At 71.2% G+C, this 19,123-nt stretch carries 19 protein-coding genes; 3 read left to right on the forward strand and 16 right to left on the reverse strand.

Annotated elements, in window-relative coordinates; genetic code table 11:
• Nucleotides 1-2 precede the first annotated feature (2 nt).
• A complete protein-coding gene (locus ACYVIH_RS16240; protein WP_460870526.1) occupies nucleotides 3-1,517 on the reverse strand; it encodes a DNA polymerase domain-containing protein in 1,515 nt (504 codons plus the stop codon).
• Nucleotides 1,518-1,580: 63 nt separating this feature from the next.
• On the opposite strand from ACYVIH_RS16240, the gene ACYVIH_RS16245 reads away from it, so the two are divergent.
• On the forward strand, nucleotides 1,581-2,687 hold the full coding sequence (locus tag ACYVIH_RS16245) for an LOG family protein (protein ID WP_460870527.1): 1,107 nt from the start codon (nucleotides 1,581-1,583) through the stop codon (nucleotides 2,685-2,687).
• Here the strand turns inward: ACYVIH_RS16245 and ACYVIH_RS16250 are convergent.
• On the reverse strand, nucleotides 2,684-3,283 hold the full coding sequence (locus tag ACYVIH_RS16250; RefSeq protein ID WP_460870528.1) for a class I SAM-dependent methyltransferase: 600 nt from the start codon (nucleotides 3,281-3,283) through the stop codon (nucleotides 2,684-2,686). The two genes, ACYVIH_RS16245 and ACYVIH_RS16250, sit on opposite strands and share 4 nt — an antisense overlap.
• Before the next feature lie 104 nt (nucleotides 3,284-3,387).
• Between ACYVIH_RS16250 and ACYVIH_RS16255 the strand changes: the two genes are divergently transcribed.
• On the forward strand, nucleotides 3,388-4,098 hold the full coding sequence (locus ACYVIH_RS16255) for a hypothetical protein (protein ID WP_460870530.1): 711 nt from the start codon (nucleotides 3,388-3,390) through the stop codon (nucleotides 4,096-4,098).
• A 69-nt stretch (nucleotides 4,099-4,167) separates the two neighbouring features.
• On the opposite strand, the gene rlmN is transcribed toward ACYVIH_RS16255, so the two are convergent.
• From rlmN to rpsB, 8 genes are all read right to left on the reverse strand, one after another.
• Nucleotides 4,168-5,298 carry a dual-specificity RNA methyltransferase RlmN gene (gene rlmN, locus ACYVIH_RS16260; protein ID WP_460870531.1) on the reverse strand — a complete coding sequence of 377 codons (1,131 nt, stop codon included), beginning with the start codon at nucleotides 5,296-5,298 and terminating at the stop codon, nucleotides 4,168-4,170.
• Between the two features lie 50 nt (nucleotides 5,299-5,348).
• Nucleotides 5,349-5,969, reverse strand: a complete 621-nt coding sequence (locus ACYVIH_RS16265) for a TetR family transcriptional regulator (protein WP_460870532.1) — start codon at nucleotides 5,967-5,969, stop codon at nucleotides 5,349-5,351.
• A 9-nt stretch (nucleotides 5,970-5,978) separates the two neighbouring features.
• On the reverse strand, nucleotides 5,979-6,509 hold the full coding sequence (locus ACYVIH_RS16270; RefSeq protein ID WP_460870533.1) for a histidine phosphatase family protein: 531 nt from the start codon (nucleotides 6,507-6,509) through the stop codon (nucleotides 5,979-5,981).
• Nucleotides 6,506-7,357 (reverse strand): phosphatidate cytidylyltransferase, encoded by an 852-nt coding sequence (locus ACYVIH_RS16275; RefSeq protein ID WP_460870534.1) that lies wholly within the window; start codon nucleotides 7,355-7,357, stop codon nucleotides 6,506-6,508. The genes ACYVIH_RS16270 and ACYVIH_RS16275 overlap by 4 nt, the downstream gene beginning before the upstream one ends.
• Nucleotides 7,358-7,371: 14 nt before the next feature.
• Nucleotides 7,372-7,926 carry a ribosome recycling factor gene (gene frr / locus ACYVIH_RS16280; protein ID WP_460870616.1) on the reverse strand — a complete coding sequence of 185 codons (555 nt, stop codon included), beginning with the start codon at nucleotides 7,924-7,926 and terminating at the stop codon, nucleotides 7,372-7,374.
• Nucleotides 7,927-7,993: 67 nt separating this feature from the next.
• Nucleotides 7,994-8,710: a UMP kinase gene (pyrH, locus tag ACYVIH_RS16285; protein WP_460870535.1), complete on the reverse strand. Its 717-nt coding sequence runs from the start codon at nucleotides 8,708-8,710 to the stop codon at nucleotides 7,994-7,996.
• A 120-nt stretch (nucleotides 8,711-8,830) separates the two neighbouring features.
• Complete coding sequence (gene tsf, locus ACYVIH_RS16290; RefSeq protein ID WP_460870536.1) at nucleotides 8,831-9,646, reverse strand: translation elongation factor Ts; 816 nt, start codon at nucleotides 9,644-9,646, stop codon at nucleotides 8,831-8,833.
• Nucleotides 9,647-9,762: 116 nt separating this feature from the next.
• Nucleotides 9,763-10,689, reverse strand: a complete 927-nt coding sequence (rpsB, locus tag ACYVIH_RS16295) for a 30S ribosomal protein S2 (RefSeq protein ID WP_460870537.1) — start codon at nucleotides 10,687-10,689, stop codon at nucleotides 9,763-9,765.
• A 421-nt stretch (nucleotides 10,690-11,110) separates the two neighbouring features.
• Here rpsB and ACYVIH_RS16300 point away from each other — a divergent pair, with 421 nt between their 5' ends.
• The gene (locus ACYVIH_RS16300; RefSeq protein ID WP_460870538.1) at nucleotides 11,111-11,773 is read left to right on the forward strand and encodes a M23 family metallopeptidase; all 663 of its coding nucleotides are present in this window, start codon (nucleotides 11,111-11,113) and stop codon (nucleotides 11,771-11,773) included.
• Between the two features lie 510 nt (nucleotides 11,774-12,283).
• Here ACYVIH_RS16300 and ACYVIH_RS16305 read toward each other — a convergent pair.
• From ACYVIH_RS16305 to mmsA, 6 genes are read right to left on the reverse strand one after another with little or no spacing between them, the layout of a single operon-like run.
• On the reverse strand, nucleotides 12,284-13,255 hold the full coding sequence (locus ACYVIH_RS16305) for a tyrosine recombinase XerC (RefSeq protein WP_460870539.1): 972 nt from the start codon (nucleotides 13,253-13,255) through the stop codon (nucleotides 12,284-12,286).
• 56 nt (nucleotides 13,256-13,311) lie between these two features.
• Complete coding sequence (locus ACYVIH_RS16310) at nucleotides 13,312-14,304, reverse strand: zinc-dependent alcohol dehydrogenase (protein ID WP_460870540.1); 993 nt, start codon at nucleotides 14,302-14,304, stop codon at nucleotides 13,312-13,314.
• A complete protein-coding gene (locus tag ACYVIH_RS16315; RefSeq protein WP_460870541.1) occupies nucleotides 14,301-15,317 on the reverse strand; it encodes a Gfo/Idh/MocA family protein in 1,017 nt (338 codons plus the stop codon). The genes ACYVIH_RS16310 and ACYVIH_RS16315 overlap by 4 nt, the downstream gene beginning before the upstream one ends.
• Nucleotides 15,304-16,290 carry an aldo/keto reductase gene (locus ACYVIH_RS16320; RefSeq protein ID WP_460870542.1) on the reverse strand — a complete coding sequence of 329 codons (987 nt, stop codon included), beginning with the start codon at nucleotides 16,288-16,290 and terminating at the stop codon, nucleotides 15,304-15,306. Before ACYVIH_RS16320 ends, ACYVIH_RS16315 begins: the two co-directional genes overlap by 14 nt.
• Nucleotides 16,291-16,300: 10 nt before the next feature.
• Complete coding sequence (gene mmsB, locus ACYVIH_RS16325; RefSeq protein WP_460870543.1) at nucleotides 16,301-17,524, reverse strand: multiple monosaccharide ABC transporter permease; 1,224 nt, start codon at nucleotides 17,522-17,524, stop codon at nucleotides 16,301-16,303.
• 21 nt (nucleotides 17,525-17,545) lie between these two features.
• Nucleotides 17,546-19,075, reverse strand: a complete 1,530-nt coding sequence (mmsA, locus tag ACYVIH_RS16330; protein WP_460870544.1) for a multiple monosaccharide ABC transporter ATP-binding protein — start codon at nucleotides 19,073-19,075, stop codon at nucleotides 17,546-17,548.
• Between the last annotated feature and the right edge of the window lie 48 nt (nucleotides 19,076-19,123).

The raw sequence follows: 19,123 nt of genomic DNA on the forward strand, positions 1-19,123 counted from the left end.
GCTCAGGCCAGCTCGGGCAGCCGTTGGTCGCCGGCGAGCACGCCGCGGAAGAGGTCGCCGCGCTCGGCGACCCGGTCCATGACGTCGCGGACGGTGAACCCGTCCGGGCGCAGGGCCGGGTCGTCGAGCTCGTCCCAGCTGATCGGTGCCGACACCGGGGCACCGGCCGCGGCGCGAGGACTGTAGGGCGCGACGAGCGTCTTGTTGATCGCGTTCTGGGTGTAGTCCAGCCGCGCCTTGCCTCCCCGCGAGCTCACCTCCCACTTCCAGCTGAGCAGCTCGGGCACCACCGCGCCGACCGTGCGCGAGAGCCGCTCCACCCACGCCCGGGTCTCGTCGAAGCCGGGTCCCCGCTCGATCGGCACCCAGATCTGGATCCCCCTGCTGCCGGTCACCTTCGGGTACGCCGTGACACCGAGGTGCTCGAACGCGGTCCGGTGCAGCCGGGCGAGCACGAGAACGTCCTCCCACGACGTGCTGGTGCCCGGGTCGAGGTCGACCAGGGCGTACGTCGGGCGGTGCGGCTGGTCGGTGCGCGAGGTCCAGGCGTGCCACTCCAGCGCACCGAACTGCGCTGCCCACACCAGCGCGGCGGGCTCGTCGAGCACGGCGTAGGTGGTCGTCTCTCCCGGGTCGGCGTCCGGGTTGTCCCACGCCCCCACCCACTCGGGGGCGTGCGCCGGCCGCTGCTTGTGCCAGAACCCCTTCGTCTGCGCCCCGTTGGGGTGGCGGCGCAGGTTGACCGCACGGCCCTCCAGGTAGGGCACCACCACCGGAGCGATGCAGGCGGCATAGCGGAGCAGCTCACGCTTGGTCACCGGCGCCTCACCGTCACGCCCGGGGAACAGCTCCTTGTCCAGGTTGGTGACCTTCAGGCTCCGGCCGAACACGTGCCAGGTCCCGTTGGCGCCCAGGTCGCCGAGCTCGGCCAGCGAGTCCTCGCCCGGCCCCTCGGGCCGGAGCGACACCGACGCCCTGTCGGCAGGCAGGTCGGACCGCCACGCACGCTCGGGGTCGGCGGCGACCTGCTCGTTGGTGCGGCCGCTGAGCACCGAATGCGGATGGGCGTCCGGGTCCCAGCCCTCGACCGCGTGCTCGTCGCGCTTGTGCACCAGCAGCCACTGCTCACGCTCACCGGGATCGCTGCGGCGGACCAGCGCGAACCGGCCGCGGAGCTTGTGCCCGAAGACGTCCACGTGCAGCTCTCCGGCCTCGACCGCCGCCCGCGGATCGTCGGTGCCGTGCGGCCGCCAGGTGCCGGTGTCCCACACGATCACGTCGCCTGCGCCGTACTGACCGCCGGGGATCACACCCTCGAAGTCGAAGTACTCCAGCGGGTGGTCCTCCACGTGGAAGGCGGTGCGCCGGGCGGACGGGTCGAGGGTGGGGCCTTTCGGCACGGCCCAGCTGACCAGCACCCCGTCGATCTCGAAGCGCAGGTCGTAGTGGTCGCTGGTGGCCCGGTGCCGTTGCACGACGAAGCGCGGGAGGCTCTCCTCGGCGTCGGCACGGCTCACGCCCGACTCGTTCCCTGCACGCGGCCGGCTCACACCTCACCGGTGTGGGCTAGGTTCGGCCGGGTGAGAGAGCAACGCGGACGCACCGTCGAGGTGGAGAGCCTGGAGGAGTTCGACGCACGGGTCGTCGCCGGTGCCTCGCGCATCGACGGCTGGCACCTGCGCGGGATCGACCTGCGCGAGCGTGGGCCCGCGCTGCGCCGGCTCGACCCGTGTGGCGCACTGTTCCTCGGCTGCCGCCTGCTCCCCGCCGACGAGGAGTCGCTGCGCGCCCGCGGCGCCTTGGTCTTCCCCGTCGTGCCCGACGTCCCCTTCGACGCCTACCGGGCGGGCCTCTACGCCCCCGGCGAGCTGTACGCCGGGCTCGAGGACTCCTACGAGCGGACCTTCGACGCCCGGGTCTACGCCTGGTCCCAGCAGCAGGACTCCGTCGACATCAGCCCCGCGCAGGCGTTGCACGACCACGCGATCGACGACGCGCTCCGTGGGCTGGTCCAGGGCCGCGACCTGGTCGGGATCATGGGTGGGCATGCGATGTCCCGGGGCAGCGCCGAGTATGCCGCCGCCGCACATCTCGCCCATGCGCTCGCGGCGGAGGGGCTGACCGTGGCCACCGGCGGAGGGCCGGGTGCGATGGAGGCGGCGAACCTCGGCGCGTACCTCTCGCACCGGTCACCTGCCGAGCTCGACGAGGCGCTCGCGATGCTCGCCGCCGTGCCGGCCTTCACGCCGTCGGTGCAGGACTGGGCCCGCGCCGCCTTCGAGGTGCTCGCCCGCTGGCCCGAGGGCACCCGCTCCTTCGGGATCCCGACCTGGCACTACGGTCACGAACCGCCCAACGCGTTCGCGACCGACATCGCCAAGTACTTCAAGAACGCGATCCGCGAGGACATCCTGCTGCACGTCGCGACGGCGGGTGTGGTGTTCCTCCAGGGGGCGGCGGGGACAGTGCAGGAGGTGTTCCAGGACGCGTGCGAGAACTACTACGCCGACGCCTCCTCGGTCGCACCCATGGTGCTCGTCGGACGGCATCACTGGACCGAGGTGCTGCCGGTGTGGCCGCTGCTGCAGGCGCTGTCGCGCGGGCGGTTGATGGAGCGACTGGTGCACCTCGTCGACGACGTGGCCGAGGTGCCCGCGCTGCTGGCAGCGGCCCGCCCGGCCGGCTAGGCCTTGCGGTACGCCGCGAGCGGGAACACCGGGTCGCCGGCCCGCGCCGACCCCCATGCACTGCGCCCGGTGAACGAGGTCTGACCGACGAAGTGCAGCCCCGCGCGGTGCAGCACCGCGGTGACCCGCTCGGCGTGGTCGCCGTTGGTACGACGGGCGCGGCCGTGTGCGAGGTCCTTGTCGACCGTGCTGACGAGGTGACCGCCCGGGCGGAGCACACGGGCAGCCTCCCCGAGCACGGCGTCGGCCACGGGGATCGGCAGCAGGTGCAGCAGCCACACCATCGTCACCACGTCCACCGAGCCGGCCGCGACCGGGAGCCGGTCCGCCGACGCCACGCACACCCGCTCGGGGAGCCGGCTCGCAGCGACCGCGAGCATGCCGCGGGAGAGGTCGGTGACCACGACGTCGAAGCCGCTGGCGGCGAGCTCCGCCGAGACGATCCCGGTGCCCCCGGCCACGTCGAGCAGCCGTCCGGGCGCCGGCACCAGCGAGGTGATCGCCTCCGCGGCGGCCCTGGCCCGGTGGAGGCCGCCCCGGCTCTCGTCGTACACCGCCGCCTCGGCGTCGTAGTAGGCGGTGCGCTCGGGGTTCACCCGGTCAGCCTAGAGCGCCCCGGGCGCCGTCGACGGCGCCCGGCCGCGGGCGCCTTGGCGGAAACCCGCCATGACAGACCGGTCCGCCGCTAGCGTCGGCGTCCATGAACAGCCGCGTCGGGCCACACGGCCTCCTCGACCGTTTGACGATGCTGACGGGCCTCGGCGCCGTCGTCCTGATCCTGCTCGGCACGGAGCTGGTGGCGCCTCCGCCGGGCCCGGAGACCTCGATCGCGACGCGCAGCGAGGTCCTCGCGACGGCGCTGGCCGCCAACGCCGACGCCGCGAGGACAGGGGCTGCCTGCATGCTCGCCGGGGTGTTGCTGCTGGTTCCGTTCGTGGGTCGACTCCACGGCCTGCTCGTCCGCACCTCCAGGCCCGGCTCGTCGATGCCGGGCGCGATGCTGGTCGCCGGGTCCGCGCTGGTCGCCGCCGAGCTCTTCGGCGCTGCTCTGGCTCTGGCCGCGGGCGAGCCGGACGGCTACACCAGCGACCCGGCGGTGGCCAAGACCCTCCTGCTGCTCGGCTGGAACAGTGCCTACCTGGTTGCGCCGGGCCTGGCGGCGATCGCGGTCATCTGGACGGTGGCGGGGTTCACCACCTCCGTGCTCCCCCGGGCGATGGCCTGGATCGGCGCCGGCCTCGTGGCGGTGCTGGCGCTGATCACCCTGCTCGGTGGCGCCGGGCTCGCGGCGATGCCGGGATTCCTCTGGCTCGTGATCCTCTCGGTCACGCTCGCGGCGCGGTTGCCCACCGGGGACGGGGCAGCGGAGCCGCCGGTCCACCACCGGGACGCCGGAACCGTCGCAGGCTGACCGGGCCTGACCGCGGCAGACGGTTCGCGGCCTGGGTCAGGGCCGCCGGTCGCGCGCGACGGGCGGCGGTCAGGCCTCGGTCGCGGCGAGCTGGCCGCAGGCCCCGTCGATCTCCGAACCTCGGGTGTCGCGCACCGTGGTGGGGATCCCCTTGGCCTCGAGCCGACGCACGAACTCGCGCTCCACGGCCGGGTCGGAGGCGGTCCACTTCGAGCCCGGCGTGGGATTCAGCGGGATCAGGTTGACGTGCACCCAGCCCCAGTCGCCGTAGGAGTTGAGCACGTCGGCGAGCAGGTCTGCGCGCCAGCCCTGGTCGTTGATGTCGCGCATCATGGCGTACTCGATCGAGACCCGGCGCTTGGTCTTGTGGGCGTAGTTCCAGGCCGCCTCGACGGCCTCGTGCACGCTCCAGCGGTTGTTGATCGGCACCAGCTCGTTGCGGAGCTCGTCGTCCGGGGCGTGCAGCGAGAGCGCCAAGGTGACCGGGATGCCCTCGTCGGCGAGCTGGCGCATCCTCGGGACCAGCCCCACGGTGGAGACGGTGATCCCCCGAGCGGACATGCCGAGCCCGTCGGGGGCGGGCTCGGTGAGCCGCCGGACGGCACCGATCACTGCCTTGTAGTTGGCCAGCGGCTCGCCCATGCCCATGAACACCACGTTGTTGACCCGCCCCGGGCCGCCGGGGACGTCGCCGCGCGCGAGCGACCGGGCACCGGCGACGACCTGCTCGACGATCTCCGCGGTGGACATGTTGCGCTGGAGGCCGCCCTGCCCGGTCGCGCAGAACGGGCAGGCCATCCCGCAGCCGGCCTGTGAGGAGACGCACATCGTCACCCGGTCGGGGTAGCGCATCAGCACCGACTCGACCAGCGCGCCGTCGAAGAGCTTCCACAGCGTCTTGCGGGTGGTGCCCTTGTCGGCCTCCATGGTGCGCAGCGGGTTCATCAGCTCCGGCAGCAGCGACTCGACGATCTGCTCACGCTGGCCGGACGGCAGGTCGGTCATCTGCTCCGGGTCGTCGACCAGGCGGGAGAAGTAGTGCGTGGACAGCTGCTTGGCCCGGAAGCCGGGCAGGCCGAGGGAGGAGACGAGCTCCTTGCGCTCGGCGGCGGAGAGGTCGGCGAGGTGGCGCGGCGGCTTCTTGCGCCCGCGCGGCTCGTCGAACACGAGGGGAAGGGTCTTGAGGGGCTCGTCAGACATGGCCCTGCCAGTGTCCCATCCCGGTGGTTGCGCAGCCGAATCCGCGACCCTCAGCCGCCGGAACGGGCCACGTCATGGATGACGTGCTCGGCGACCCAGGCGATGTCCGCGGCTGCCTCGGCTGGGAGCTTCGAGGGCTGCATGATGTGGGAGAGCACCAGCCGCACGATCGCGTCGACGGCGACGAGCAGGGCGCGCTCGTCGAGCCCGGTGTCGAACCCCTGCTCGGCCAGGGCCTCCACGACCACCGCCCTGGCGCCCTCGATCAACCCCTGCGACTGGGTGGTGATCAGCGGGAGCAGGTCGCTGCCGCCGCTGTGCGCGGAGTCCAGGATCGCCTTGAGCAGCGGGTTGCCGGCGGCGGTCTCCAGCGCCCCCTCGCAGGCACTGCGCAGGGCCGGGACCAGCTCGGTCTCTTCAGCCATCCGGCTGCGGACGACGGCGAGGAACCGGTCGAGCTCGCGCATCACGAGCTCCTCGGCGATCCGCGGCTTCGAGCCGAGCTCGTTGTAGACCGTCTGGCGGCTGACCCCGACCTCCTCGGCGAGCTTGGCCATCGTGACCGCCCCCCAGCCCTCGGCGGCGGTGATCGCGGCGGCCGCGTCGAGCAGCCGGTCACGCAGCAACGAGCGCACCGAGTCCCGGAAGGTCGAGGGGGTGTCCACGGTCATGGCCCCAGGCTATCGGCCGAGCATCCACAGGTCCGGCATCCGCAACCTGGCCCAGGCTTCCAGGTCCGGCTCCTGCGCGGTCAGCTCGGCCACCAGCAGCGTCCAGGCGGTCCCGTGCCCGACCAGCACGACGTCGCTGCCCGCGTGCTCGTCGAGGATCCTGCGCACGGCGGGGATTACGCGGTCCCGGGTGGCCGAGAGCGGCTCCCACCCCGAGACGGCCGGCTCCTCGGGACGGTCGAAGGCCCGCCGTACCGCCGCGCGGAAGTCCGCCGGGTCGGCGAACCAGTGCGTCGTGTGGCGCTCGTGCTCGCCGAGCGCCGGCTCGACCACGACCTCGGCGTCGGTGAGCCGACGCGCCGTCTGCAGCGCCTTCGGCTCCGCGGAGGAGAACCAGGCCGCCAGGCCGGGCAGCCTGCCGGAGTCGCGGAGGTCGTCGATGGCGGCCAGACCTGCCGGGTCCAGACCCCACTCGTGGGGTGGGCGGTCTCGGTCCATCGTCGACCGGCCGTGCCGCACCAGGAACAGCCGCGGGGTCACGAGGCGGGGACGAGGTAGAACAGCAGCAGCCAGGTCGGGGCGACCGTGGCGAGCAACGAGTCCAGCCGGTCCATCAGGCCGCCGTGGCCGGGGATGATCTGGGACATGTCCTTGATGCCGAGGTCACGCTTGATCACCGACTCCGACAGGTCGCCCAGGGTGGCCATCACCACCGCCACCAGGCCGAGGAGTACGCCGACCCACCAGTCGCCGTCGAGCAGGTAGACCACGCTCGCCCAGCCGGCGAGGACGCAGAACACCGCGGAGCCGGCGAACCCCTCCCAGGACTTCTTCGGCGAGATGACCGGCGCCATCGGATGCTTGCCGGCGAGGACGCCGACGAAGTAGCCCCCGATGTCGGAGGCGATGGTGACCAGGATGAAGGTGACCACCCGCGCGACGCCGTCCTCGGCGCGGAGCAGCAGCAGCACGAAGCCGGCCAGGAACGGCACGTAGACGGCGGTGAAGACACCGGCCGTGGCGTCGCGGACGAAACCGTCCACCCCACCCCGCAGGCGCCACAGCATCGAGCCGAGCGCGGTCACCGCCAGTGCGGTGACCAGGGCCGGGGCGCCGCCGACGTAGGCGCCGACCAGCATCACCACCGCACCGACGACCAGGGGCTCGAACGGCAGGGCGATCCCCTTCGTGGCGAGCGCCTGCCTGAGCTCCCAGACACCGAGCAGGATCGCGGCGACCACGACCGGCACGAACGCCGGCTTCCAGAAGTACAGCGATCCGGCGATGAGTGCGAGCAGCACGACGCCGGAGAAGATGGCAGCGGGGAGGTTCCGTCCGGCTCGGCCGGCCGGAGCCGGCACGCCGGACGGCGTCTGGGACGTGGTCATCGAGTCAGCGGCGCTCAGACCTCGAGCAGCTCTGCTTCCTTGTGCTTGAGCAGGTCGTCGATCACGTCGGTGTGCTTCTTGGTCATCGCGTCGAGCTTCTTCTCGGCGCCGGTGACGTCGTCCTTGCCGACCTCGCCGTCCTTCTCCATCCGGTCCAGCGCCTGCTTGGCGTGGCGACGGATGTTGCGGATGGCGATCTTGCCGTCCTCGGCCTTGCCCTTGGCGAGCTTGATGTACTCCTTGCGGCGCTCCTCGGTGAGCTCGGGGAGGACGATCCGCAGGGTCTTGCCGTCGTTGGCGGGGTTCACACCGAGGTCGGAGTCGCGGATCGCCTTCTCGATCGCGGTCATCGCGCCCATGTCGTAGGGCGCGACGATGACGACGCGGGCCTCGGGCACGGTGAACGACGCGAGCTGCTGCAGCGGGGTAGGCGTGCCGTAGTAGTCGGCGGTGATCTTGGCGAACATCGACGGGTGGGCACGGCCGGTGCGGATCGCCGCGAAGTCCTCACGGGTGACCTCGACGGCCTTGTCCATCTTCTGGTCCGCCTCGTTGAGGGTCTGGCTGATCACGGCTGCTCCTTGTTGCTCGTCAGTGTCGCTGGGGTCGGGTCGCGGTGGGTCGGCGGCGAGGTGCTCAGCCGGCCCGTGAGACCGTCGTACCGATCTTCTCACCCTCCACGACGCGGAGGATGTTGCCCTCCTCGGAGAGGTTGAACACGATCATGGTGAGGTCGTTGTCGCGGCTGAGACTGACCGAGGTGGCGTCGGCGACCTTCAGCCCGCGGGCGAGGAACTCGTCGTAGGAGAGGCTGTCGAACTTCACCGCCTCGGGGTGCAGCTTGGGGTCGGCGTCGTAGACGCCGTCCACGCCCTGCTTGCCCATCAAGATCACCTCGGCGCCGATCTCCAGTGCACGCTGGGCGGCGACCGTGTCGGTGGAGAAGTACGGCATCCCGGCGCCGGCGCCGAAGATCACGACGCGGCCTTTCTCCATGTGCCGGATCGCGCGGCGCGGGATGTAGGGCTCGGCGACCTGGCCCATCGTGATCGCGGTCTGCACCCGGGTCTCGACGCCCTGCTTGTCGAGGAAGTCCTGCAGGGCCAGGCAGTTCATCACCGTACCGAGCATGCCCATGTAGTCGGCCCGGGCCCGCTCCATGCCGCGCTGCTGCAGCTCGGCACCCCGGAAGAAGTTGCCGCCGCCGACGACGATCGCCACCTGGGTGCCGCGCTTGACGACGTCGGCGACCTCCTTGGCGATCGAGTTGATGACGTCGAGGTCGAGCCCGACCTTCCCGCCACCGAAGACCTCACCCGAGAGCTTGAGCAGGACCCGCTTGTACGCCGTCACACTGATTCCCTTCGTGGCAGAGCCCTCGTGAGAGACGAGGAGGCCGGTCCGTCGGATGCTGTGCTGCGCTCCACGGACCGGCCTCCTCGCTCTTGTCGTCTTCGGGTGAACCCTAGTTGATCAGGCCCCGACCTCGAAGCGGGCGAACCGCTTGACGGTGACGCCGGCCTCGTCGAGGACGGCCTTCACGTTCTTCTTGCTGTCCTGCACCGACGGCTGGTCGAGGAGCGCGACCTCCTTGAAGAAGCCGTTCAGGCGGCCCTCGGTGATCTTCGCGATCGCCTGCTCGGGCTTGCCCTCCTCGCGGGCGGTCGCCTCGGCGATCTCGCGCTCCTTCGCCACGACGTCGGCCGGGACCTCGTCGCGGGAGACGTACTGCGGACGCATGGCGGCGATCTGCATCGCGGCGCCGCGCGCGGCCTCCTCGTTGTCGCCTTCGTACTCCACGAGCACGCCGACGGCCGGCGGCAGGTCCGCGGCACGGCGGTGCATGTAGGTCGCGACGGGGCCGTCGAACACGGCGACGCGGCCGAGCTCGATCTTCTCGCCGATCTTGACCGCGAGCGCCTCGACGGTCTCGCCGACGGTGGAGTCACCGAGCTTGACCGTCTTGAGCGCCTCGGCGTCGGCCGGCTTGGCCTCGGCGGCGGCATCCGCGATCTGCTGCGCCACGGCGACGAACTCGTCGCTCTTGGCGACGAAGTCGGTCTCGGAGTTCAGCTCGACCAGCGCGGTGCCGGAGGTGGCCACCAGGCCCGCGGAGGCGGTGCGCTCGGCGCCGCGCTTCGCAGCCTTCTGGCCGCCCTTGATGCGCAGGATCTCGACGGCCTTGTCGAAGTCGCCCTCGGCCTCCTCGAGGGCCTTCTTGCTGTCCATCATGCCCGCGCTGGTGAGGTCGCGCAGGCGCTTGACGTCTGCGGCGGAAATGTTCGCCATGAGTCTGTTTCGTCCCTCGGTTCTCGGTGTGGTCTGGGGTGCGGCGCGCGCCGCGAGCCGGTGGCGGTGGGTACGACGGTCAGCGGACCGTCGTACCCACCCTCACCTGGCGTGGATCAGGCGTCGGCCTGAGGAGCCTCGTCGGCCTTCGGGGCCTCAGCTGCCTCAGCAGCGTCGGCGGCCTCCGTCGAAGCACCGGTCGCCTCGGCGGCCGGGGTGTCCTGCGTGGCGGCGTCGCCGCCCGTCGCCTCGACAGCAGCCTTGTCGGCCTCGCCCTGGAGGAGCTCGCGCTCCCACTCGGCCAGCGGCTCCTCGGCGCCCGGCTCACCGCCGGCCTCGCCACCCTTGGCGCCGGAGCGCGCGATGAGACCGTCGGCGACGGCGTCGGCCACGACGCGGGTCAGCAGCGAGACGGCGCGGATGGCGTCGTCGTTGCCCGGGATCGGGAAGTCGACCTCGTCGGGGTCGCAGTTCGTGTCCAGGATGCCGATGATCGGGATCCTGAGCTTGCGAGCCTCCTCGACGGCGAGGTGCTCCTTCTTGGTGTCGACGATCCACACCGCCGACGGGGTGCGGGTCATCTCGCGGATACCGCCCAGGGTCTTGTCGAGCTTGTCGCGCTCGCGCTTCATCTGGAGCAGTTCCTTCTTGGTGCGCCCGCTGCCCGCGACGTTCTCGAAGTCGATGTCGTCGAGCTCCTTGAGGCGGTTGATCCGCTGGTGCACCGTCTGGAAGTTGGTGAGCATGCCGCCGAGCCAGCGCTGGTTGACGTACGGCATGCCGACACGGGTCGCCTGCTCGGCGATCGCCTCCTGGGCCTGCTTCTTGGTGCCCACGAACATCACGGTGCCGCCCTTGGCGACGGTGTCCTTGATGAACTGGTAGCTGCGGTCGATGTAGGCCAGCGACTGCTGCAGGTCGATGATGTAGATGCCGTTGCGCTCGGTCATGATGAAGCGCTTCATCTTCGGGTTCCAGCGACGGGTCTGGTGCCCGAAGTGGACGCCGCTCTCGAGGAGCTGGCGCATGGTGACGACGGCCATGCCGATCGTTCCTCCTGGTCGTGTGACCTGCGCGCGTGCGTGCGCACGCGAACGGGTCGGTCTCAGTTGTCGCAGAAGGCGGGTGCCTCCTGCCCTGACGCCCGGCGCGTTCCCGCCCTCGTGGCTGCCCGGGGGCCTGACCTGAGGGACTGACGGGGACGACGCCCGTGGTGGAGTCGGCGGTGCCGGCTCGGTCACGGTGACGAGCGTGCGAAGTACAACCAGTGCTGTGCGCACGGGTTGCCACCGGGCAGTCTAGACGAGGGCGGCCCGCGGGAGCCAATCGCGGCCCCCGGGACCGCACCACGCGCCCGAGCGGGACGAGCCGGCGCCCGTCCACAGCTACGAGTACGCCGAACGCGTCCCCAGCTCGGTCACCGGTGCTGACGACGTCTGCACCGCTGGGCGGACCCTGGGTGGCATGACCAGTCTGACCGCCGCCCTCACTCAGGTGCTCGTCCTCCTCCCGCTCCTGCTCCCGGTCGCCCCACCGGTCAGTACGCCGCTCGGCCCGGACGGCGCACCGACCACGGCCGCCCGGGGAGCCTCCCCGGAAGCGCTCCCCGCGCTCTCACGGCCGGCCCCGTCCCCGGCCCCGTCCCCAGCGCCCGCCTGGCGGACGGCAGCCGCACCGGCGCTGGCAGTCTGGCCGCTCGCCCCTCAGCCGGAGGTCGTGGCCGCGTTCGACCCGCCCTCCTCGACCTACGGCGCGGGTCACCGGGGGGTGGATCTCGCAGGCACAGCTGGCCAGACGGTCCGCGCCGCGGCGGCGGGCACGGTGACGTTCGCCGGCGCGCTGGCGGGACGCGGCGTCGTGGTGGTGACGCACGGCGTGACCCGCACCACCTACGAACCGGTCACCGCCGGCGTCCGGGTCGGAGAGACGGTCACCGCCGGCCAGCCGATCGGCAACCTCGAGTCCACAGGCAGCCACTGCGCTCCCGCGGCCTGCCTGCATTGGGGACTGCTGGAGGGCACGCTCTACCTCGACCCGCTGACCCTGGTGGGCGCGGGTCCGGTGCGCCTGCTCCCCCTGCTCGGGGACGGGTCTGACCAGGGCGCCGTCGCGAGGTCCACCCAGTAGCGGCGCTTGGGGCCGCCCTCGACCTCGCGGACGTCCTCCAGCACTCCACCGTTGCTCTCGATCGTCCGGGCTGAGGCGACGTTGCAAGCCCTCGTCTGCGTGCCGACGGCCGGATCCCGAAGCCGATGTGCCCACCGACTTGCAGGAGGTACTCGTTCAGGTCGTAGCGCAGGGTGATCGCACCCAGGTATCGCTCACCCTCCACGATCCACCAGTAGCTCGCGTGCACCTTGCCAGGGTCGGGCGGGACAGACGTGTCCGACTCGCGACGGAGTCGCGCCAACCAGGTCGAGAACCCCTCCGCCGAGTCCAGGTCCAGATCGTCGGCGAGCCAGAGCCCGGTCCCGGGCTGGTGGACGCCCCTCCCCCACTCGTCGCGGGACTCCAGCCACGAGACGTGCAGCCGCTCGCTGGGGTCGACCAGCCTAAGGGTGGCTCCGGCCGCGTCAGTGTTCACGCGGGCATTGTGCCTGACTCACCGGGGCGGGACGCGCCTCCTGGCGCGTGCGGTCAGGCGCGGGGGTGCGCCTGACGGTACGCCTGGCGCAGCCGCTCGGTGCTGACGTGGGTGTAGATCTGCGTGGTCGCCAGCGACGCATGTCCGAGGAGCTCCTGGACGGTGCGAAGGTCGGCACCCCCCTCGAGCAGGTGCGTGGCGGCGGTGTGCCGCAGCCCGTGGGGGCCGAGGTCGGGAGCCCCGGGCACGTCCGCGAGCCGGGCGTGCACCATCGCCCTGACGACCCGCTGGTCGATCCGCCGGCCTCGCGTCCCGAGGAAGAGCGCCGCCCCGGACCCGGCCACGGCCAGTCGTGGGCGGCCCTCCGCAAGCCAGCGGCCGAGTGCCTGCTCGGCCGGTCGACCGAAGGGGACGGTGCGCTCCTTGCGCCCCTTGCCCAGCACCCGGACCACTCGTCGCTCGTGGTCGACATCGTCGACGTCGAGCCCGCACAGCTCGCCCACCCGGATCCCGGTGGCGTACAACAGCTCGAGGATCGCTACGTCGCGCAGCCCGACGGGGCTGCCGTCGTCGGCATGCGCCGCGGCCGCCTCGAGGAGCTCGCGGGCCTCGTCCCGCCGCAGCGCAGCGGGCAGGGTGCGGTGCGCCTTGGGCGAGCCGAGGAGCGCCCCGGGATCGGTCCGGGTCAGGCCGGTGCGGTGGGCCCATGCGGTGAAGACGCGGACCGCCGTGGCCCGGCGAGCCATCGTGGTCCGGGCCAGGCCGAGCGTCTGCTGCTTCGCGAGCCAGCTGCGGAGACTTCGCACGTCGAGACTGTCGAGGTCTGTGTGCCCCAGCATCGCCGCGTGCTCGAGCATCCCGGCGAGGTCACCGAGGTAGGCGCGGACGGTGTGCGGGGTGAGGTCCCGCTCGGAGACCAGGTGGCGCTCGTAGGCGGCGAGGGCTGCGGCGAGCGGTTCGGGGAGAGCAGCGCCCGCGTCCCCAGCATCCGCGGGGTCGCCCGGACGGTCCTCCTGCGGCAACATGCCACGAGACTATGAGGTGGAACCGTCCGAGCCGCGACGGCGCGCTGGTCTGCCGGTCAGGGCTCGACGACGACCTTGAGACCCCGCCGTGACGCTGCCGCCTCGAAGGCTGCCGGTGCCTCCTCGAGCGGGTACCGCTCGGTGACGACCGACCTGAGGTCGACACTGCCCTGCTCCACGAGCCGGATCGCTCGGGGGTACACCTCTGCCATCCGTCGCGACATCAGGATCGTCAGCCCCTTGCGCCGGGCCAGGGATGCCTGGAAGGTGGTCCGGTCCCCCTCCGGGATGCCGACGAGCACCACGCGGCCGCCGGGCCGCGCAGCCAGGAACGCTCCGTGGACCGCCTCGTCGGTGCCGGCGACCTCGAACACCACGTCGGCCCCGGAGACCCGCCTGCCAAGACCTCCGGCCAGCTCGTCGGGGGCCAGCTCGTCGGCGCCCTGGTCGAGGGCGGCTCGTCTACGGTGCGCCAGCGGGTCGACGGCGACGACGTGGCCGGCCCCCAGGGCGGCCAGGAGCTGCACGAGCATCAGTCCGATCGGTCCGAGGCCGAGCACCGCGACCCTGGCACCGACTCGCACGTGCCCGAGGTCGTGAGCATGCAGGGCCACGCCCAACGGCTCGAGCATCGCACCGTCCTCGGCGGTCATCGGCTCGGGCAGCGGGTGCAGCAGCCGGGTCGGCCAGGACAGGGTCTCCTGCAGCCCACCGTCCTGCGTGCCGTGGCCGGCGAAGACCACCTCCGGGCACAGGTGTCCGAGCCCGGCCGAGCACGTGCTGCAGCTCCCGCAGGGCACCGCGGGGTCGACGGCGACGAGCCGGCCGTCCAGCGGGCCACCCACGGCGACTCCGGCGATCTCGTGACCGAGCACCAGCGGACGCGCCACCCGCGCGTCACCGATGCTGCCCTCGGCGAACCAGTGCAGGTCCGAGCCGCAGATCCCCACGGCCCCGACGCGCACCAGCGTGCGACCGGGCGTCGTTGCAGGCGGCTCCTCGTCGTGCAACCTGAGGTCGCCGACGCCGTGGAGGCGGACCGCTCTCACCTCAGCCGGCCCAGCGCGGCCGGGGCTCCATGCCGGCAGCCAGGTAGGCCGCGTCCACCAGCTGCATGGTTCGTACGGCGTCCTCGGGGTCCAGCGGCAAGCGGTGCGCCCTGGCGGACCGCAGCGGTGAACGCCTCAAGCTGGTAGGTGTAGGACGATCTGCGACCCACCTCCTCCACCGACATGCGCCCGTCGACCTCGACCAGCACACGGTCGTCCTCGTGCGGGAGGACGAAGCTGGCCGCCACGGCACGGCCCCGGCTGCCGGTGACCTCCAGCGTCATCTGCTGGGTCTCGGCGGCCATGTGGCACCGGGCTGAGCCGGTCACCCCGGACGGGAACTCCAGGTCGGCGTCGAGCCACTCGTCCACCCCCGGCTGTCCGGCCCGCTCCCCGGCGCGCGCCGAGACCACCCGCGGCTCCCCGCCGGCGCGCGAGGCGAGGACCCGGTGCGCGTGCAGGCCGTAGCAGCCGAGGTCCATCAACGCCCCGCCGGCAAGGGAGAGCGACCAGCGGGGGTCCTCGGCGGGCGGCGCGGGGATGTTCACGACCGCCTCGACCCGCTCGAGGTCACCGAGTGTTCCGTCGTCGAGCAATGCCAGCAGCCGCTGCATGACCGGGTGGAAGAGGTAGTGGAACGCCTCCATCACGACCAGCCCGGTCCCGGCCGCAGCGTCACGGACCTCGGCGGCCTCGGCCGCGTTGCTCGCGAACGGCTTCTCGCTCAGCACGTGCTTGCCTGCGGCGACCGCGCGGAGGTTCCACGGAGCGTGCAGGGCGTTCACCAGCGGGTTGTAGACGACCTCGACCTCGGGGTCGTCGAGCAGGGCCGCGTAGTCGTCGTACGCCCGCTCGACACCGTGCGCCCCGGCGAACGCCTCGGCCCTGTCGCGGTCCCGTGCCGCCACCGCGACGAGCCGGGCGCCGGACTCGCGCGCAGGTACGACGATCGCGGCCTCGGCGATCCTCGCAGCCCCGAGCATGCCGATGCGCAGCGGATCACCAGCGGTCATGGACGTGCTGACGGATGTCGGCGTCGTAGATCTCCCGCATCGCGTCGAGGACCTCCGCGGACAGCGGCGCCGCGTCGGCGGCAGCCGCGTTCGCGCGGGCCTGGTCGGGCCGGCTCGCACCCGGGATCACGGTGCTCACACCCGGCTGGTCGATGATCCAACGCAGCGCCATCTGCGCGGTGGTCATCCCCTCGGGGGTGAGCCCGGCGACCTTCCGGGCCGCCTGGACGCCGACCTCGTACGGGACACCGCTGAAGGTCTCCCCCACGTCGAACGCCTCGCCATGGCGGTTGAAGCTGCGGTGGTCGGTCGCCGCGAACGTGGTGTGCTCGTCGTACTTGCCCGACAGCAGACCGCTGGCCAGCGGGACCCGGGCGATGATGCCCACGCCCGCCTCCTGGGCCGCGGGGAGCACGCGCTCGAGCGGCTTGCGACGGAACGCGTTGAGGATGATCTGCACGCTGGCCACGCCGGGTCGCTCGATGGACCGCAGCGCCTCGTCGACCGTCTCGACGGACACGCCGTAGGCCGCGATCGCGCCCTCGTCCACCAGGGTGTCGAGCGCGTCGAAGACGCGGTCGTCGGAGAACACCGGGGTGGGTGGGCAGTGCAGCTGCACCAGGTCGAGCCGATCCATGCCGAGGTTGCGCCGGGACCGGTCGGTCCAGGCTCGGAACGCCTCGAGGGTGAAGGCCTCCGGGACGTGCGGGTCGGCGCGACGGCCCATCTTCGTGGCCACCGTCAGCGGTACGTCGCTCCGCTCCCTCAGCAACCGGCCGACGAGTGTCTCGCTGCGACCGTCGCCGTACACGTCGGCGGTGTCGAGGAACGTGACACCGGCGTCCACGGACGTGTGCAGGATCTGCATCGCGTCCGCCTCGGACACCTCGCCCCAGTCGGCACCGAGCTGCCAGCACCCGAGCCCCACGACCGAGACCTGTCGTCCGGTCCTGCCGAGCTGTCTGTTCTCCACTCCGAAGTCCTTACGTCGTCGGGTTCACGTCGGGCGCCGACCCGGCCGGGGCGGCAGCAGGCTGCCCACCGCCCGTGCGGCTGCGCTTCTTGTTCCACACGTCGAAGGCGACCGCGAGCAGGAGCACGAGGCCCTTGATCGCCTGCTGCCAGTCCACGCCGATGCTTTCCAGCGACATGCCGTTGTTGAGCACACCCATCACCAGACCGCCGATGATGGCGCCGATCACGGTGCCGACGCCGCCGGTCACCGCGGCGCCGCCGATGAAGGCCGCGGCGATCGCGTCGAGCTCGAAGTTCACGCCGGCCTTGGGGTTCGCCGCGGTCAGCCGGGCGGCGAAGACCATGCCGGCAAGCGCCGCGAGCACACCCATGTTGGTCATCACCAGGAAGTCGATCTTCTTGGTCTTCACGCCCGACATGGTCGCCGCCTCGACGTTGCCGCCGACGGCGTAGATGTGCCGCCCGAAGACGGTGCGCCGCATGATGAACCCGTAGATGCCGATCAGCACGAACAGGATCACACCGACGATCGGCAGACCGCGGTACTGCGCGAGCAGGTAGGAGAAGGTCATGATCACCGCCACGATCGCGGCGAGCTTGATCAGGAACACCGCCAGCGGGCTCACGACCACGTTGTACTTCTTCGCCGATGCGCGGTTGCGCAGCTCGATCCAGACCAGGAACGCCGAGAGCAGCAGGCCGAGCACGATCGTCAGGTTCGACAGACCGGTGTCCGGCCCCACGTCCGGGAGGAAGCCGTTGCCCATCTTCTGGAAGCCCTCGGGGACCGAGACCGTCCGGCCCTCGAGGACCACGAGCGTCAGACCGCGGAAGAGCAGCATGCTCGACAGCGTGACGATGAACGCCGGGATCCCGACGTAGGCCACCCAGAACCCGTGCCAGGCGCCGATCGCAGCACCCGCGACCAGGCAGATGACCACAGCGAGCAGCCAGGGCACGTCGTAGGTGGACATCAGGATCGAGGCCAGCGCGCCGATGAACGCCGCCACCGACCCGACCGACAGGTCGATGTGCCGGGCGATGATGACCATCACCATGCCGATGGCCAGGATCAGGATGTAGCTGTTCTGCGTGATCAGGTTGGTCAGGTTCAGCGGCCGCAGCAGCACGCCGTCCGTGGTGATCTGGAAGAGGATGACGATCGCGGCCAGCGCGATGATCATCCCGTACTGCCGCACGTTGCCGCGCAGCATGTTCTTCACCGATTCCATCTCTCTACCCCTCGTACTCGGTCATGAGACGTACTGCGTCATGTAGCGCATGAGCTGTTCCTGGGTCGCGTCCGCCCGTGCGAACTCGCCCGTCACGTGGCCCTCGGACAACGTGTAGATCCGGTCGCACAGACCGAGGAGCTCGGGCAGCTCCGAGGAGATCACGATGACCCCCCGACCCTGCGCGGCGAGCTCGTGGATGATCCCGTAGATCTCGTACTTCGCACCCACGTCGATGCCGCGGGTGGGCTCGTCGAGGATGAGCACCTCGGGCTCGGTGAACATCCACTTGCTGAGCACGACCTTCTGCTGGTTGCCGCCGGAGAGCTGTGCCACCCCGGCCGCGACGGTCGGCGCCTTGATGTTCATGCTCTTGCGGTACCTCTCGGCGACCATCGACTCCTCGACCTCGTCGACGACCAGGCCGCGTCGCAGCTTCTCGAGGTTCGCCGAGGAGATCGCGCTCTTGATGTCGTCGAGCAGGTTCAGCCCCAGGCTCTTGCGGTCCTCGGTCAGGTAGGCGAGGCCGGCGTCGATCGCGTCGTGCACGCTGCGCAGGTGCAGGTCCTTGCCGGCCAGCCGGAGCCTGCCGGTGATGTGGCTGCCGTAGGAGCGTCCGAACAGGCTGCGCGCCAGTTCGGTGCGGCCGGCGCCCATGAGCCCGGCGATGCCGACGATCTCGCCGCGCCGGACGTGCAGCGTTGCTCCGTGGATGACCGTCCGGTCGGGGTCCTCGGGGGCCTTGACGGTCCAGTTCTCCACCTCGAGGAGGACCTCGCCGATCTTCGGCGTGCGCTCGGGGAAGCGGTGCTCGAGGTCGCGGCCGACCATGCCGCGGATGATCCGGTCCTCGTCCACACCGCCCTGGGAGACGTCGAGGGTCTCGATGGTGCGACCGTCGCGCAGGATCGTGATCTCGTCGGCGATCCGCTCGATCTCCTTGAGCTTGTGGGAGATCATGATGCAGGTGATCCCCTTGCCCTGCAGGCCCTTGAGCAGGTCGAGCAGGTGCTGGGAGTCGTCGTCGTTGAGGGCTGCGGTCGGCTCGTCGAGGATCAGGAGCTTGACCTGCTTCGAGAGCGCCTTGGCGATCTCGACCAGCTGCTGCTTGCCGATGCCGAGGTTCTTCACCGGGGTGAGCGGGTTCTCCCGGAGACCGACCCGGGCCAGGAGCTCGGTGGCGCGGTGGTTCGCCTCGTCCCAGTTGATGACGCCCCGGGTCGCGGTCTCGTTGCCGAGGAAGATGTTCTCCGCGATCGAGAGCTCGGGGATGAGCGCGAGCTCCTGGTGGATGATCACGATCCCGGCAGCCTCGCTGTGCCGGATGTCCTTGAACTCCACCGGCGTGCCCTCGAAGACGATCTCGCCGTCGTAGGTGCCGTGGGGGTACACGCCGCTGAGCACCTTCATCAGCGTCGACTTCCCGGCGCCGTTCTCACCGCAGATCGCGTGGATCTCCCCGCGGTTCACGGTCAGGTTGACGTCCGAGAGCGCCTTGACGCCGGGAAACTCCTTGGTGATGGAGCGCATCTCCAGGATCGGATGTTTCATGGGACCACCGTCGGTTCTGTCGGTGCGGTGTGCTGCCCGGCGACAACC

This window comes from Nocardioides pakistanensis (assembly GCF_054781215.1).